This window comes from Streptomyces sp. NPDC058691, from assembly GCF_042714775.1.
Classification (GTDB): Bacteria; Actinomycetota; Actinomycetes; order Streptomycetales; family Streptomycetaceae; genus Actinacidiphila.
Genome location: NZ_JBHXSO010000007.1, coordinates 94358 through 107705 on the forward strand (window position 1 = coordinate 94358; position 13348 = coordinate 107705).

The following is a 13348-nucleotide window of genomic DNA, read 5'->3' on the forward strand; positions in this document are numbered from 1 at the left end:
ACCGCAGCACGCGACACACCAGGAAATCCATGTCACGCCACCAGCGCCAACGGCAGTCCCTTCTGCGGCCACGCCGGCTCGCCGCACCCCCGCTGCGCTTCTTCCTGCCGGTGACCGTTCTGGCGACGCTGCTGGCGCTGCTGGTGCTCCGCGGGATGGCCGGCAACGAGGTGTTCCACGACGAGCGCATCGCGGTCTCCGTCGACAAGGACGCGGTGCCCCGCAGCGTGCTGGTGGGCGGTCCGCTCGTCGACGCGCGCGGCGCCAGGAACGACAAGCCGGTCAGCTACTCGATCCCCGACAAGACCGTCGTGCTCAGTTTCGACGACGGCCCGTCCACCCAGTGGACACCCAGGATCCTCGCCGTGCTCAAGCAACACCACGTCCGTGCGGACTTCTTCGTCACCGGGTCGATGACCACCCACAACCCCGCGCTGATCCGCAAGATCGTGGCCGGCGGCCACGAGATCGGTCTGCACACCTTCACCCACCCCGACCTCGCGCTCCACTCCGGGACACGGCTCACCTGGGAGCTCGGTGAGACCCAGCTCGCCCTGGCGGGCGTCGCCGGAATCCACTCCACCCTCTTCCGCCCGCCCTACTCGTCCACCGCCGACGCGCTCGACGACTGGTCCTGGCCGGTGACCAAGGACGTCGGCGCGCACGGCTACCTGACGGCCTTCATCGACAAGGACACCGACGACTGGAAGCGTCCCGGTGTGAACGCCATCGTCAAGGCGGCCCTGCCGGACCTGGCCGGCCAGGGCGAGATGATCCTGCTGCACGATGCCGGCGGCGACCGGTCGCAGACGCTGGCCGCGCTCCCGATCATCATCGACAAACTCAAGGCCGAGGGATACCAGTTCAAGACCATCAGCGAGGCGCTGGGAACGGCCCCCGCGAACACCCCGGTCACCGGCTACGACCTGTGGGCCGGCAAGGCGTTCCTGTGGTGCACCGCCTTCTCGATGCGGGTGATGCCCTTCCTGGTCGTACTCCTCGCCGTCGTCGGGGTTCTGGTCTTCGCCCGCTTCGCGCTGATGCTGGTGCTCTCGCTCATCCACGTGCGGCGGACGCGGAAGCCCGGATTCTCCTGGGGACCGGCCGTGACCGAACGGGTGACCGTGATCGTCCCCGCGTACAACGAGCAGGAGTGCATCACCAACACCCTGCTCTCGCTGGCCAGAAGTGACCATCCGCTCGAGGTCATCGTCGTCGACGACGGGTCGACCGATGACACGGCGGCCATCGTGGAGAGCATGGACCTGCCGATGGTCCGGCTGATCCGCCAGCCGAACAGCGGCAAGCCCGCGGCCCTCAACACGGGTGTGGCCGCGGCGTCGAACGACCTCGTCGTGATGATGGACGGCGACACCGTCTTCGAACCCGGCACCGTCCGCGAGCTGGTACAGCCCTTCGCCGACCCCCGCATCGGCGCGGTGGCCGGCAACGCCAAGGTCGGCAACCGGGACACCCTGATCGGCGCCTGGCAGCACATCGAGTACGTCATGGGCTTCAACCTCGACCGGCGCATGTACGACGTGCTCGGCTGCATGCCGACCATCCCCGGAGCGGTCGGGGCGTTCCGCGTGAGCGCCCTGGACGAGGTGGGCGGCATGAGCGACGACACGCTCGCCGAGGACACCGACGTGACCATGGCCCTGCACCGGGGCGGATGGAAGATCGTCTACGTCGAGAACGCCCGTGCCTGGACCGAGGCGCCCGGCAGCATGAGCCAGCTGTGGTCCCAGCGTTACCGCTGGAGCTACGGCACCATGCAGGCGATGTGGAAGCACCGCCACGCGGTGCTGGAACGCGGCGCCGCCGGCCGCTTCGGGCGCGTCGGCCTTCCGTTCGTCGCGCTGTTCATGGTGCTCACGCCGCTGCTCGCGCCGGCCATCGACATCGCGATGGTGTACGGGGTGTTCTTCGTCGACCCGTACAAGAGCCTGGGCGCCTGGCTCGCGGTGCTGACCCTCCAGGGCTTCTGCGCCTGGTGGTCCTTCCACCTCGACCGCGAGAAGGCCTGGCACCTGATCACCCTGCCCGTACAGCAGGTGGTCTATCGCGTGCTCATGTACATGGTCCTGCTCCAGTCCTGGATAACCGCCCTGACCGGCGGCCGGCTGCGCTGGCAGAAGCTGCGGCGCACCGGAGAGGTCGGCCTTGACGTCACCACCTCGGAGATGACCACGTGAGCACCGTCGACCTCGGGGCCGCGGACGTCGGCGACTCCTCGAAGACCCTGACGCTGCGCGTCCCCCACCTTCCCGAGATCGCGCAGGCGCCCGCGAAGCCGGGCCGGGACCGCTACCTCGACCTGCTGCGCGCCCTGGCCCTGGTCCGGGTGGTGATCTACCACAACTTCAGCTGGACCTGGCTGCCCCTGGTCTTCCCCTCCATGGGCGTGATGTTCGCGCTGGCGGGTTCGCTGATGGCGCGGTCGCTCAGCCGTCCGGCGCTGAGCGTCATCCGCAGCCGGGTGCGGCGTCTGCTGCCGCCGATGTGGCTGTTCGGCGCGGTCGTGGTGTCCGCCATGATCATCGACGGCTGGGGTCCGCACGCGAGCGGCCACCCCAACCGGTGGTGGGGCGAACTGGCCTTCTGGATCCTGCCGTTGAGCACCCCGCCCTTCGCGGACTCGCTGCACGGCTTCGGCGGCCACCTGCCCACGACCTGGGCCGAGCAGATCACCGTCCCGCTCTGGTACCTGCGTGCCTACCTCTGGTTCGTACTGCTGTCGCCGCTCATGCTCAAGGCGATGCGCCGGCTGCCCTGGGTCACGCTGCTGACCCCGCTGGCGCTGTCGGCCCTCCTCAACTCCGGCCTGATCGACCAGTCCGGCCGGATCATGGAGACCGCCACCGACTTCACCACCTTCGGCGCGTGCTGGCTGCTGGGCATGGCCCACCACGAGGGGCTGCTGCGGCGCATCCCGCAGTACGTCGTCCCCTCCCTCGCCCCGTTCGTCCTTGTCGCCGGATACTGGTGGCTGCAGCGACAGCCGGTGGACGACCCCCGGATCGGCGCCGACCTCGAAGCGGTTCCGCTGGCGCAGGCGATCTGGTCCTTCGGCTGCGTGCTCCTGCTGCTCCACCTCAGCCCCTCCTGGGAGCAGTGGCCGAAACCCCTGGAGCGGTTCAACGGGCTGATCAGCCTCCTCAACTCGCGGGCCGTCACCGTCTACCTGTGGCACTGCGTCGCGCTGGTGCTCTGCGAGCCGCTGATCGATCCGCTGTGGAGCAACGACTTCTTCTACGGCCACATGCAGTGGCTGCTGCGGAGCCAGTGGTTCCCGCTGATCGTCGCCATCCCGCTGATCGCTCTCGCGATCCTTCTCTTCGGCTGGGTCGAGGACGTGGCCGCCCGGCGCCGCCCGCGGCTCTTCCCCTACCCCCGCAAGGCCCGGGGGCGGCGGCGCCGGGGGTAGGGACGCCGCTCACAGACCTCAGGGCCGGGCCGCTCGGGGAGCGGGGTCCTCGTGCCACTCTCCCAGGCTGTCGATGAGCTGCTCGATCAGCTGTGGGGAGACGGCTCTGGCCTGCATCGTGGTGTGGTAGAGGATCGGGCCGACGAGCAGTGTCGAGAGGTCGTGGGGGTCGGCGGACAACTCGATCTCCCGGTTCGCCACGGCCAGTGCCAGCGCGGTCCTGAGCTTTCCGCTGATGTCCTCGTAGCACTCGTCGCGTTGTACGGCGATGGCGGGATCCCGCAGCGCCCCCTGCATCAGGGTGAGCAGGACGCCGGCGATCTGGGGTGTGGTCAGCGCGTCGGCGAGCCGTTGGAGGTGGGATCGCAGCCACGGGCGGACCGGTGTCTCCGGCTCGTGGAAGAACGGCATCTCGATGCCCGTCATGGCGTCATGGAGCAGGTGCCCCGGCTGTGCCCAGTGCCGGTACACGGTGGCGCGGCCGACGCCGGCCTTCTGGGCCACGCGTTGATGGGTGATCGCGGCGGGGCCCTCGTCGAGCAGCAACGAGCGGGCGGCGACCAGGATCGCTGCCCGGCTGCGCGCGGCGCGGGGGTCGGTCGGGTTGCTCACGGGCACATTCTATGAGTCCGGCTTATGAGACGGCTTGACTCGTTTGTGGATTTCGGCCCGGCCGGGCTTGCGCCGCGCCGTCCGCAAGCACGGAAGGGGAGGCCAGTGGCCGTCAGCGGGCGCCTGCCGACGGGGTGCGCAGGCCGTCGACGATGAGGTCGAGAATGCGCGACGCGCGTGCTTCGGTGTTCTTGGCAGGGTTGATCTTCCACAGCACGCTGAGCTGGAACAGCACGTCTTCCGGGTCGAGGCCGGACTTGAGGGTTCCCTCGGCCGCGCCGGCGTCGAGCAGGGTGCCGATGGCGTGGACGAAGGGGTCGTAGAAGGGGTCGTCGAGTCCTCCGTCGGTCACGGCGTGGATGACTTCGGCGATTCCGTACTTCAGCCGGCCGTAGCGGGCGACCTCCTCGAACCAGGCGCGCAGCGCTTCCAGTGGAGGGAGGGTCGCGAGCAGGGCTGGGGCGCGGTCGATGACCTGCTGGATGTCGTGGCGGTACAGCTCGACGATGAGCGCCTCCCGGGTCGGGAAGTGCCGGTAGAGCGTGCCGATCCCGATGCCGGCCTGCTTCGCGATCGCCGTGAGGGAGGTGTCGTGCGCGTCGGCGAAGGCCTCCCGCGCGACGGTGAGGATGCGGTCCCGGTTGGCGATGGCGTCGGAGCGGGTCTGTCGCGGAGTCACGGCGGGGGAGATCCGTTCTGTGTGGGGGCTTGACGCAGGCCCTCCGTCATGTCCGGCGGGCGGCAACCGGAGACCCCTCCGGTTCATTTTCGCACACCTTGCCGTAGCGGGCACCGGCCGTTGCCGAGCTCGTCCCGCTCACTGGAGGCGGGCCGTATCGGTCCCGGTCAGGTCGCGGCTGAGGTGCCACAGACGGATCGCGGCCTCCGGGTCCACGGCGTGCGGGGACACCCCGGTGGGCGGCACCGGCCGGGCGCCGTGCTGCCGCGGGTCGTGCTCGCTCGGCGCGGCGACGGGGGCGATGTCGTTGTCGAGGCAGTAGACGCCGCCCATTCCGTCGAGCCGGGGGCTGACGGCGCACCAGACGGTGGTCGAGGCCCCCTGCTCGACGTTCTTCTTGCCGGCGTACGGGTCGATGACCGGGTTGCCTTCGTCGTCGATGAGCCCCAGCCCCCGAAGGGACTCGGGTGTGGCGAAGCCGCTGAGGTTGGTGCCCAGGATCGAGCCCGGGTGAACGGAGAAGGCGCGCACGCCGTCGTCGGTGCCGAGTTCGTCGAGCCTGCGGGCGAAGAGGATGTTGGCCGTCTTGGACTGGCCGTAGCCGAGCATCGGCTGGTACTCGCGGCGTTCGAAGTGGGGGTCGGCGAAGTCGACGGGGGAGTAGCGGTGGGCCGCGGCCGACACGGCGACCACTCGTGCGCCCCCTGCCCGGACCAGGGCGGGCCACAGCCGGGCGGTGAGCTGATAGTGCCCCAAGTGGTTGGTGGCGAAGTGCAGTTCGTGGCCCCGGGCGTCACGGGACAGAGGTATGCCCATGATCCCGGCACTGTTGACCAGGATGTGCAGCGGTCGTCCGAGTCCGAGGAACGCCCCGGCGAAGGCGTCGACGGAGGCGGGGTCGGCGAGATCCAGCCGCTCGATCCGCACCCGTGGCACACCCCGCAGCGCCACGGCGGCCCTTTCGGGGAAGCGGACCGGTACGACCACCTCGGCGCCGGCCAGGCTCAGGACGCGCGTGGTCTCCAGCCCGATGCCGGAGTGGCCGCCGGTGACGATCGCGGTCCTGCCGGTCAGGTCGATCCCTTCGGCGACGTCCTCGGCGGTGGAAGCGGCGTCGAACGGATTGCCGGTGAGGGGTGTTTGGGGCGTGGGCATGGTCGGCACTCCTGGTGCGGGCTGTCGCTTTCTCGATGTGTCGGTGGGTGCGCGGGCGGCCGGGCTGTCGGCTCGGGCGTGGATGCGGACGCAGACGCAGACGCGGGCGCGGGCGCGCGCTCCATTCCGGAGGGGGCTCCGCTTCGCCTTGCCCAACGTACCGGAGGCCCCTCCGGTTGGCAATCGCCCATGTCCGGGACGGGGCTGGGGGCGGGGCCGGAGCGTGCGCGGATGGCCGCGCCGCGATCGACGACGAGGACGGGGAGGGGTGTGGAGCCTGGTATGCGTGAAAGTTCGGCTGGCCGTGGTGATCTGGATGCCGATGCGCGTCACACGCGCATGGGCCGTGCGGCGGCGCTGCGGCAGGGGGTTCGCGGCGGGTTTCCCCGGTGCGAATCGCTCTCCTCAGGATTTCCGGCGGCCGGGCCCCTGCCGCGGTGCGGGAATGCCGTGCTCCGTCAGGTTCACGGGCGCGGCCAGGGGCGCCCGCCGAGACGCTCGATGTCGGTGTTGAAGCGCCTCAGATAAGCGGCGAAGGCGGCGATGTCCTCGTCCGGCCAGTCGGCCATGACCTTGCCCAGGCCGCCGATGATGCTGTCGCGCTCCTCGTCGAGCATGCGGGCGCCCTTGTCGGTGATGCGGAACTTGCGGGCCATCCCGCCCTCGGGGTCCGGGATGCGCTCCACGAGCCCGGCGCGCATCGCGGCGGCCGTCTGCCGGTTGAGAGTGGACGCGTCGAGCGCGAAGGCGTCGCTCAGTTCGCCGATCGACATGGGCCCCTGGACCCGGATCCGGCTGAGCAGGATGTACGCGCTGCGCTCCAGGGAACTGTCCCTGTGGCGCAGGAGTTCGTGCCGGCTGAGCAGCATCTGCTCGTACTCGACCTCGTGGGTGGGCCTGCCCATGTGCTTCAGCCTCCTGCCGTTCGCCGGGCCGCCGGTGTGCCTGTTCGGGACCCGTATCCATCCTCTCACAGCGCGTGCACCAGCCACATCATGTGTGCGATGCACTTCCTATGTACGATGCATGTCCTGAGCGTCCGACATTCGTGCGAGGAGTGCCATCGTGAATGCCCCCCAACCCACAGCCCGCGCGGGTGGTGTGGTCGCCACGCTGGCACTGGCCGGCATCACGGCCGCGATCATGCAGACCCTGGTCACCCCGCTCCTCGCCGAGCTGCCGCAGATCCTGCACACCTCCGGCTCGAACGCCGCCTGGGTGATCACCGCCACTCTGCTCGTGGCGGCCGTCTGCGTGCCGGTCTTCGGGCGCCTCGGTGACCTGGTCGGCAAGCGGCGCATGCTGCTGGTGTGCTCGGTGCCGCTGGTCGCGGGGTCCGTGGTCTGCGCCCTCTCCTCCTCCGTCGTCCCCATGATCGTCGGGCGCGGGCTGCAGGGCATGGGCATGGGCATGGTGCCGCTGGGCATCGCCCTGCTCCGCGACGTCGTCCCCGCCGAGAAGCTCAGCTCGTCCATCGCCCTGGTCAGCGCGTCCATGGGTATCGGCGGTGGCCTCGGTCTGCCGATCGCCGCGGCCATCGCCCAGTACGCCGACTGGCGCGTGCTCTTCTGGGGCTCCGCCGGCCTGGCCGTCGTCGTCGCCGTACTGATCTACTTCTTCATCCCCGAGGTCCCCGCCGGCGCCAAGGGCCAGCGCTTCGACATCCCCGGCGCCCTCGGTCTCGGCGCGGGCCTGGTCTGCCTGCTGCTGGCGGTCTCCAAGGGCGCCGACTGGGGCTGGGGTTCGGCCACCACCCTCGGCCTGCTCGCCGCCGCCGTCATCCTGCTGGTCACCTGGGGCTGGTGGGAGCTGCGCACCCGCGACCCGCTGGTCGACCTGCGGACCACGGCGCGCCCCCGGGTGCTGCTGACGAACGTCGCCTCGGTTTTCGTCGGCTTCGGCATGTACGCCGGAATGCTGGTCGTCCCGCAGCTGCTGCAGTTCCCCAAGGCGACCGGCTACGGCCTCGGCCAGTCGATGCTCGCGGCGGGCCTGTGGCTGCTGCCCGGCGGCATCATGATGATGATCGTCTCCCCGCTCGGCGGCAAACTGACCAATGCCCGCGGCCCCAAGTTCACCCTGATCAGCGGCGCGTTGGTGCTCGCCGCCGGTTACGGGCTGTCCCTGGTGCTGACGGGTACCGCGTGGGGCCTCATGCTCGCCATCATGGTCGTCAACAGCGGCGTGGGCCTGGCCTACGGCTCCATGCCCGCCCTGATCATGAGCTCGGTCCCGGTCTCGGAGACCGCCGCCGCCAATGGCTTCAACGCCCTCATGCGCTCGCTCGGCACCTCGGTGGGTGCCGCGGTGATCGGCGTGGTCCTGTCCCACATGACCACGACCGCGGGCGGCTACACCTTCACCTCCGAGAGCGGCTTCCATACCGGACTGCTGATCGGCTGCGGGATCGCCCTCGTCTCCGCTCTCATCGCCGTCGCCATCCCGGCCGCCCGCAAGGCGTCCGGAGACGCGGAGGCCACGCCGGCCCCCGTGCCCCAGCAGGCCGCCCTCGAGTCCTGAACCGCCCTACGGCACGGCACGGTTCCGCCCGCCCACGCGCGTCCACGCGCGGGCGGGCGGAACCATCGCGTTTTGCGGCTGTCCATGGGATGGCCGGCGACCGTTGACGCCCAAGGACTCCTACAGTGACCGCGGTTCAGTGAACTTCCAGGACGTCGACCCTGCCGTCTCCACCGAGAAGGTAGTCGGCCACGGAATGACGCACGAGCCTGTCGCCCCCGATCAGTCCACCCAATCGCGCCATCGGGCAGCAGGCGGCTTGCAGCGTCCGGATGCCAAGGACTGCTGGTATTGCGGCTCCAGCAGTTGCTTCGCCGTGCCGGTCAGCCGCCCGTTTTCCCAACCCGCCGGTCCCGAGACGGACAAGATGCACGGCGGTACAACAGGTCGAGTGGCGCACCAGGTAAGGCCCGGCACGACAAGCAATGTCAGGCACCAGGCCGCTGCCAGGCCAGGTCTCCGCCGGGCGAAGGCGGCACCGCGAACCAGCATTCGGAAAGAGTAGAGGCTCCAAACAGCGGCAGGACACGAGCAGCCGCTGTCGGGTCTCGGTTGAGGCCTTACGGGGCGGATTGGCGTCAGGTGACGCTTGACGTCAGACCTCGACGTCGTGGCTGACTGTCTCGCCCGGGGTCATGTCGTACTCATCACGGCCGCCAGCTTAGTGATCAAGCCAGTTGAGACGATCTCTCAGAGGCGCAGGCCCTGTGCTCGGCCTCTTTGGTCGCCCCTTTCAAATACTTGGTGAACCCGCACTTGATCTCGGCCCCCATGCCGACCTCCGCCCAGGTCGTGAGTGTGCCGCGCACGACTCCTCCGGGGCAGGCGGCGGAGAACGTGGCCGCCACCTCCTGTGCCACGACCGCGTGCAGGAAGCGGCCCCGGTCGGGAACGGCGGTCTCGTTGAGGACCTCCATGGTCCAGTGTGTTTCCTGCTTCTGGATTCTGAACCGGTTCCCGACGCCGACCAGGGCCAGGACCTCCCCGGTCTTCTCCTCTAGAGAAGTGACGGCATCCCTGGGATTCACCCCGGCCTCCACCGTCCCAGCCGTCACCCTGGCCACGAGGTCACGTACCGGCTGGGTTTCGAGCCGGAGCTTCGCAGATCCGTGGGCGGGTATCTCGACCTCCTGGGGCTCCGACACACCTGCCAGGACCTTCCGGTACGTGACCTTTGACCACGTGTACGAGTCGGCCGCGCACCTGGGGGCGCTCGCGGGTGCCGGGGAGTGGCTCTGCACAGCCATCGAACGGGGTTGCTCCTGCCCCTGCGTGGTGCAGGAGGAAAGCAGCGTGACGGCTGTCGCGGCAGTCGCCAACGGGACGAGTCTCAACGGGTCTCCCTCTGCCGTCCGGCCCTCCTGGGCCGCCTGGCCCGCAGAGTGTCGCATCGGGGGGTGCCGTCCTTTGCGCAGGGGTGATCGCGGGGTGGTTTTACCGCCTGCCTCACGGGCACGGGGCCAGTGAGAGTCCGCGGAGGTGCCGAGATGAGCGCGGGAGAGAAAGTCAAGGCCCAGGCCGAACAGGTCGTCGGCAAGATCGTGCGGAAGGGGGCCCACGCGATGCACAAGAACACCCTCGCGTCGAAGGGCGCGGCCCTCGAAGCGCGGGGCAGGATGCGGAGTGCGAAGGAGGGCGCGAAAGACACCTTCAAGCACTGACAGTGTGATGACAACGGTGTGTGGTGTGCGGCCGCTACGGCCGCGAACGGCGCGGGTGTTAGCTTCATCCCCGTGATGGGACACCAGGACGAGACAAGGGCGGCCTACGACGGGGTCGTCGAGCTGTACGCGTCGATGTTCGCCGATGGGCTGGAGACGCGGCCGTTCGCGCGGTCCATGGTCGTCACCTTCGCCGAGCTGGTGCGTGGGACGGGGAACCTGCGGGCGGCCGACGTCGGGTGCGGGCCGGGCCACGTGACGTCCATGCTGCACGACTTGGGGCTGGAAGCCTTCGGCCTCGACCTCTCCCCGGCCATGGTCGACCACGCCCGGCGGGCCCATCCGGCGCTGCGGTTCGACGAGGCGCGGATGGAGGCCCTGCCGGTCGAGGACCGCTCCCTCGGCGGCGTGCTGTCCCACTACTCGATGATCCATACCCCGCCGGAGGAATTGCCCGCGCTGCTCGCCGAGCAGGTGCGTGTCCTGGCACAAGGGGGCCTGCTCCTGGTCTCGTTCTACGCGACCGACGGACCGGATCCGGTCCGCTTCGACCACAAGGTGACGCCCGCCTACAGCTGGCCGGTGGACCGGTTCGCCGAGTTGCTGGCCGGGGCGGGGCTCTTCACGCTCGCGAGACTGGTCCACGACCCGGCCTCCGAGCGGGGCTTCCTCGACGCCCACTTGCTGGCCCGCCGCCAATAGAGCGTGCGGCCGACGCCGATCACGGCGGGGAGGCCGCACGGCGTCGGAAGGGCCGGCCGTACCGCACACCAAAGCTCCGTGTGTGTGCGGTTGAACCGGAGTGAATCTTGTTCGCGAGGCCGGGACCGTTGCAGGTAGAGTCCGCCCGCCGACAGCAACCGCCCGCAGGAGAGCACGCATCCGTCATGCAGCAGCCCAGAATTCCCCGCTCCGTCCTTGCTGCCACTGCCGGTGCCATTCTCCTGGCCGGCCTCTTCGGGCTGTCCGGTTGCCGGCAGGACGAGGAAGCCGCCTCCCGCCCGTCCGTCGCGGACTTCGACGTTGCCGACGCGCTGGCCCACGCCGACCCGGCGCGCTACTCGGCCGCCGTGACCTTGAAGTCCACCGGGAACGGCCTACCGTCCGTTGTCTCCCGAGGCCGGCTGAACCTCAACGGTCCGGTGACCGGACACCTCACTGTGCGCAACGCCCGCTACGGTGAGTCGGAGGCGCTTTACACCGGGGAGCACGCGTACGTCAGGCTCCAGGGCTCCGACGGCCGCCCGGGGAGGTGGAAAGCCCTGCCGGGGGCCGTCAATGGTCGTCTTCCGCTCGGCAACCTCTCCGGCTACGCCGAGCTGCTGGCCGCACGCCCGGGAGCCGACAAGGGCCTCGAGCGCACTGCCGGCGTGGCCGTCCACCGGCTCGCGGGAACGATCCTGGCCGACCAGCTGGCGACGATGGACCCGGATTTCCACCACGAGTTGGTCGCGTCCCACACCCGTTCCTTCGACTGCGAGATCTGGGTGACGGCTCAGGGCCGCGTCGTGCGCTTTGAACGCAGCGTCGTCGTGGCCGGCAGGACCCCGCTGAACAATGTCGTCACGCTCTCCCGGTTCGGCGAGCCCGAACCGGTCGCCGCTCCGGCGAGCGCCTGAAGTGCCGTGAGCCACGCCCTGGGGGGCGAATCAAGATCCGTTGTCAATCGCCGGTGCCGCGCGACTGCCGCGCTGCGTCGGCACGTCATGGGAACCGGGTGGGGAACGTGGGTGCAAGGATGTCGCGGGCAGCGGTAGCCGGGTGCGTACTGGCTGTGGCCGCTGCCGGCTGCGGGCACGGGGGCGCCACGGATGCCGCACCTGCCGGGAAGCCGACTGCGGCGCCCGTGAAGGTGTGGGGACAAAAGGAGCTGGAGCGGATCGCCCTGGCGCCGGGGGATCTCGACGGATTCGAGGTCTCGCCCGTCGTGGGCGAGGTCGGAGCCGGACAGCCGATGGTGAGCCAGCTGGCTCCCGACCCCGCGGAGTGCAAGCCGCTGAACGACATGATCGGGTACGTCGGCAGGTACCAGCCCGTCTGGCAGGTCGCGAAATTGGTAGGCAGCACGCAGCGTGACCACAAGACCACGGTAGTGGCGCTCAATTCCTACAGGGAGCAGGACTCGGTCAAGGTCATGACGGAGCTGCGCGGTGCGCTGGACACGTGCACAGCGTTCGCGTTGACCTCGACCATCAGCGGCTGGACGTACTCGCACATTCAGAAGCTGCCGGTTCCTTCCCTGGGGGACGACGCCCTCTCGTACCGGATGACGCTGAACATGCCCGCCAACGACATCAGCCCCGCGAATTCCGTCGTCTTCTCCTACCTACTCGTCCGGAACGGAACGACGGTCACGACGTTCGCCTCCAACCTCGCCGGTGTGAGGAACAAACCCACAGACGTGCCCCGGCGGATCGTCGATGCCCAGCTCGAGAAGCTGACCGAGGCGCTGTCCGGCTGAGGGAGGGGGCGACTTCGGAGAGCGCGCCCTCCGTGGACGATTTCACAGACAAGACAAGGTGGGGAACGTGTGGTGCACGAGCGGACAGCGGACCGGATTCTGGGCGAGAGCTGGGAGAGGTACGCCCAAGAGGAGATCGCGCATGCCGGTGAGGGCCACCCCGGCAGGGACGAGGTCGTCGAGACCTTCGGCGAGCCCGCCCGGTTCGAAGAGGTCGTCTTCCCCTTCGGCACCCAGTGGCCCGGACTGGCGGCGGCGCCGGCCGGCCCTTGGGCGGATGCCGGGCAATTGGCGGAGCGGGCACTGGCCGGCCTGATGGAGCAGGCCGATGACGAGGCCGATGACGATGACGAGGGCGAGCGGGAGATGGCCCTCCTGGAGCGGGCGTACCGCGGTGCGGATCTGCCCGCCCTGGCCGAAGAGCGCGGCCTGGAGGGCTGTTGGCCCTTTGACATGGCGGAGATGTGCACAGTCCTGCGGTCCTGGGAGGAACGCTTCGGTATCCGGCTGATCGGTCTTGAGGACGATCGCGTGACCGTCTCTGTGGCGGCACCCGTAACGACGATGGCCGAAGCCGAGGCCATAGCCGCCGAGCACTTCGCGTTCGCACCCGACAACATCACCCAGGGCTGGGACGAGACCCTCGGCGCCTACGCGGCGAACCAGATCCTGGGCAAGCAGGTGTGGTCCTTCTGGTGGGATTAGGCCTTCGCGCGAGGGCCGCCGCCCCCGCCGGCAGGTGGTACGCGGCCGCGGCGGCCGCCCCCGCGGCGTACGGGGGGGCCTGGTGGGGTTTGACCGGTCAAACCCAAAGGGCGTAACGGCGGGCC

13 protein-coding genes are annotated in these 13348 nt (G+C 69.6%); 8 read left to right on the forward strand and 5 right to left on the reverse strand.

What is annotated here, in order from left to right:
- Nucleotides 1–29: 29 nt before the first annotated feature.
- The gene (locus ACFWVC_RS07370) at nucleotides 30–2198 is read left to right on the forward strand and encodes a bifunctional polysaccharide deacetylase/glycosyltransferase family 2 protein (RefSeq protein ID WP_384279882.1); all 2169 of its coding nucleotides are present in this window, start codon (nucleotides 30–32) and stop codon (nucleotides 2196–2198) included.
- The gene (locus ACFWVC_RS07375; protein WP_384279887.1) at nucleotides 2195–3430 is read left to right on the forward strand and encodes an acyltransferase; all 1236 of its coding nucleotides are present in this window, start codon (nucleotides 2195–2197) and stop codon (nucleotides 3428–3430) included. The genes ACFWVC_RS07370 and ACFWVC_RS07375 overlap by 4 nt, the downstream gene beginning before the upstream one ends.
- An 18-nt stretch (nucleotides 3431–3448) precedes the next feature.
- On the opposite strand, the gene ACFWVC_RS07380 is transcribed toward ACFWVC_RS07375, so the two are convergent.
- The 4 genes from ACFWVC_RS07380 to ACFWVC_RS07395 form a co-directional block, all read right to left on the reverse strand.
- Nucleotides 3449–4042, reverse strand: a complete 594-nt coding sequence (locus ACFWVC_RS07380; RefSeq protein WP_384279891.1) for a TetR/AcrR family transcriptional regulator — start codon at nucleotides 4040–4042, stop codon at nucleotides 3449–3451.
- A gap of 112 nt (nucleotides 4043–4154) precedes the next feature.
- Nucleotides 4155–4721, reverse strand: a complete 567-nt coding sequence (locus ACFWVC_RS07385) for a TetR/AcrR family transcriptional regulator (protein ID WP_384279894.1) — start codon at nucleotides 4719–4721, stop codon at nucleotides 4155–4157.
- Between the two features lie 138 nt (nucleotides 4722–4859).
- Entirely contained in the window at nucleotides 4860–5876 is a 1017-nt protein-coding gene (locus tag ACFWVC_RS07390; RefSeq protein WP_384279896.1) for an SDR family NAD(P)-dependent oxidoreductase, read from the reverse strand.
- Between the two features lie 464 nt (nucleotides 5877–6340).
- Complete coding sequence (locus tag ACFWVC_RS07395) at nucleotides 6341–6781, reverse strand: MarR family winged helix-turn-helix transcriptional regulator (RefSeq protein WP_384279900.1); 441 nt, start codon at nucleotides 6779–6781, stop codon at nucleotides 6341–6343.
- A gap of 160 nt (nucleotides 6782–6941) precedes the next feature.
- Between ACFWVC_RS07395 and ACFWVC_RS07400 the strand changes: the two genes are divergently transcribed.
- Nucleotides 6942–8396, forward strand: a complete 1455-nt coding sequence (locus ACFWVC_RS07400; RefSeq protein ID WP_384279905.1) for an MFS transporter — start codon at nucleotides 6942–6944, stop codon at nucleotides 8394–8396.
- A gap of 668 nt (nucleotides 8397–9064) precedes the next feature.
- On the opposite strand, the gene ACFWVC_RS07405 is transcribed toward ACFWVC_RS07400, so the two are convergent.
- Nucleotides 9065–9643 (reverse strand): hypothetical protein, encoded by a 579-nt coding sequence (locus ACFWVC_RS07405; RefSeq protein ID WP_384279908.1) that lies wholly within the window; start codon nucleotides 9641–9643, stop codon nucleotides 9065–9067.
- Nucleotides 9644–9883: 240 nt separating this feature from the next.
- On the opposite strand from ACFWVC_RS07405, the gene ACFWVC_RS07410 reads away from it, so the two are divergent.
- The 5 genes from ACFWVC_RS07410 to ACFWVC_RS07430 all read left to right on the forward strand — a co-directional run bounded on the left by ACFWVC_RS07410 (nucleotide 9884) and on the right by ACFWVC_RS07430 (nucleotide 13223).
- Complete coding sequence (locus ACFWVC_RS07410; RefSeq protein WP_384279911.1) at nucleotides 9884–10057, forward strand: hypothetical protein; 174 nt, start codon at nucleotides 9884–9886, stop codon at nucleotides 10055–10057.
- Between the two features lie 72 nt (nucleotides 10058–10129).
- Complete coding sequence (locus ACFWVC_RS07415) at nucleotides 10130–10759, forward strand: class I SAM-dependent methyltransferase (RefSeq protein WP_384279914.1); 630 nt, start codon at nucleotides 10130–10132, stop codon at nucleotides 10757–10759.
- Nucleotides 10760–10944: 185 nt separating this feature from the next.
- Nucleotides 10945–11676, forward strand: a complete 732-nt coding sequence (locus ACFWVC_RS07420) for a hypothetical protein (protein WP_384279918.1) — start codon at nucleotides 10945–10947, stop codon at nucleotides 11674–11676.
- Nucleotides 11677–11831: 155 nt separating this feature from the next.
- Nucleotides 11832–12518, forward strand: coding sequence for a hypothetical protein (locus tag ACFWVC_RS07425; RefSeq protein ID WP_384279922.1), 687 nt, complete (start codon nucleotides 11832–11834; stop codon nucleotides 12516–12518).
- Between the two features lie 72 nt (nucleotides 12519–12590).
- Nucleotides 12591–13223: a DUF4253 domain-containing protein gene (locus ACFWVC_RS07430; RefSeq protein WP_384279926.1), complete on the forward strand. Its 633-nt coding sequence runs from the start codon at nucleotides 12591–12593 to the stop codon at nucleotides 13221–13223.
- Nucleotides 13224–13348: the final 125 nt, after the last annotated feature.